The following is a 2174-nucleotide window of genomic DNA, read 5'->3' on the forward strand; positions in this document are numbered from 1 at the left end:
CAATCACCATTTTCCCTTGCCTGGCAGGCACTTTCGCCTTTCCGGACCTCACGAAACCGTTACAAGATCACCACCTGGTGAATGTCCCGGGCTAACAAGATCACCACGTTCGACGCGGCGGGACGGCAGGTCGGTGAACTGGGCCACGACTATCCCACCGGACTGGAAACCTGCCTGCGAGTACGCAACGTCGTCAGCAACCTGCCGTGCACCCTCGACGAGTACATCTTCGCCCGCCCCACCGACGTGGCCGTGTCGGCCGACGGGTCCATCGTCGTCACCGATGGCTACCGCAACTCCCGAGTGGCCCGGTTCGACACGCACCGCGTGCTGACCCGCCAATGGGGCGAACTCGGTGACCGGCCCGCACAATTCAACATTCCGCATGGCGTGGCCCTGGACAGCAATGGAGCTGTGTACGTCGCCGACCGGCGCAACGCACGAGTGCAGGTCTTCAACGCCGACGCGTCGGTGCGGCACGTGTGGGCACAGCAGCGCCCTGGGCCGTCCTTACGACGTCGCGATCGGTCCAGACGACGCGGTCTATGTCCTCGACGGCGGAGATCTCCTGGATGAGAACAACGGTGAGCAGCGCGGCTACGTTTGCCGGCTGTCGACCACCGGGCAGGTCACCCACCGGTGGGCGCTAGCTGACCAGCGCGCCAACCCCCACCAACTCGCCATCGGTGTCCGGGGGGAGATTTACGTGGCCGCTCTTGCCGGTGCCCCCGTGTGGCGATGGGCCTCCCAGTGACGACGGCGGATCGTCCGATCCGAACACTCGCGCGACGCGACACGCTCGTAGCCCGATCCGTAAACCCGCGCGGCGATGACGTGCTGAAACACGACCCTGTCCGGGATCCGCCGGCGATGACAGCCCAGCCGGTGAGCCCGGATCGAACTCGGGCTGCTCAGGCCACAGCGCGGCGAACTGCACCCAGATGGGTTCGAGCAACGATGACGGCAGTGCAGGCACACAACTCTATCGATAGCCAAACGTAGACAACCTTGGTGATTGATGGACCCGTTGCAGTTCACTGCCCACGGGTGCCCGCCCGTCCGCATCTTGGACCCATCGCCGGACGCTCTAAATCTCACCCGACCCACGAGAGGAAGCGGCGACAGAGGTCGGATGGTCTATTGACCTGCGATAGTTGTGCATCCACCTCGGCCATCAATGCGCTCAGATAGACACGCAGCGCAACCAGGTTGTCGCGGTACTCGATCAGGAGGGCAGCCCGGGCCGACTCGCAGGGCCACTCGGCCCGGCAGATGCCGCAACCCCACAGGGGACGCATGGGTAGGTGTAGCCGGTCGGCGACGTGGCCGCCCGGTTTCGGGCGTGGGACTTTCGGGCTGGTCGTCATCGCAGCACCCGGAGCACGATGGCGGCCACAATGATCGCCAGGATGAGCGCCGCGATCAGTTGGTGCCGGGTGGTGGCTGACGGCGAGGGCGTGCTGGGCGTACTGGGCCGCACCCGGTCGCCGTCGGGCAACGGCGGCGTCCCGTACGGGTCAGGATGTGCGCACCGGCTGGCGGGCGGGTTGTCGTCGGCCATCACAGCCTCCTCAGCCCGGTGAGCATCGCCTTAAGGACATCGACGCCCGGGTACGACGTGTAGTACACCCGCGCACGACCGTGAGTCTCCGCACTCAGCAGCTGCTCTGGATCCTTTTCCGGCCCAGCATCCTTCGGTCCGTTGTGGTTGATCGAATAAGTGGGAGCGGTCCCGGTATTCCCAACTGGTAGCTGTTCGGCTGCGGCTGGCAAAGCAGACTCCCGGACGTGAGTGGATGTTGATGGACCGCTCCCACACCCCGCTGGATATGGGAGCGGTCTGACAGCACCTCCGGCGGGCTCGGATACCTCCACCGACTTGCACCGTCTGGTTCCACCATGGGCGTTGACCGACTACTCTCGGAACACCTCACGCCCGATTGCGGAGAGCGGCAGTCGTTCGAAGCACGGCAGAGAATTGATCTTTCGGACTGTGGAAAGGCGTGGAATCCGTGGCTGTTTCACCCTCCGAGTACCTGTTGCGCGAGCTACGGCGGCGGCGTACCGCAGCAGGGCTAATACTCCAGCAGGAGATCCGTTCGGACCTGCTGGAGCTGTGTGGTTTTGTCCGTGAGCATGGAGCAGCCACCGCTGAGTCTTGTGGTTGTGTGGAC

The 2174-nt window shown here is 64.6% G+C and carries 2 protein-coding genes and 2 pseudogenes; 1 reads left to right on the forward strand and 3 read right to left on the reverse strand.

Annotated features, from left to right (window positions below; genetic code table 11):
• Positions 1 to 93: 93 nt before the first annotated feature.
• A pseudogene (locus tag K228_RS26285) lies at positions 94 to 754 on the forward strand (NHL repeat-containing protein); the annotation flags it as partial.
• Here the strand turns inward: K228_RS26285 and K228_RS28040 are convergent.
• From K228_RS28040 to K228_RS0124685, 3 genes and pseudogenes are all read right to left on the reverse strand, one after another.
• A pseudogene (locus K228_RS28040) lies at positions 754 to 976 on the reverse strand (IS5/IS1182 family transposase); the annotation flags it as partial. The pseudogenes K228_RS26285 and K228_RS28040 overlap by 1 nt on opposite strands.
• A 118-nt stretch (positions 977 to 1094) precedes the next feature.
• On the reverse strand, positions 1095 to 1367 hold the full coding sequence (locus K228_RS26290) for a hypothetical protein (protein WP_033777435.1): 273 nt from the start codon (positions 1365 to 1367) through the stop codon (positions 1095 to 1097).
• Positions 1364 to 1561 (reverse strand): hypothetical protein, encoded by a 198-nt coding sequence (locus K228_RS0124685; RefSeq protein WP_025620754.1) that lies wholly within the window; start codon positions 1559 to 1561, stop codon positions 1364 to 1366. Before K228_RS0124685 ends, K228_RS26290 begins: the two co-directional genes overlap by 4 nt.
• Between the last annotated feature and the right edge of the window lie 613 nt (positions 1562 to 2174).

This window comes from Salinispora cortesiana (assembly GCF_000484695.1).
Classification (GTDB): Bacteria; Actinomycetota; Actinomycetes; order Mycobacteriales; family Micromonosporaceae; genus Micromonospora; species Micromonospora cortesiana.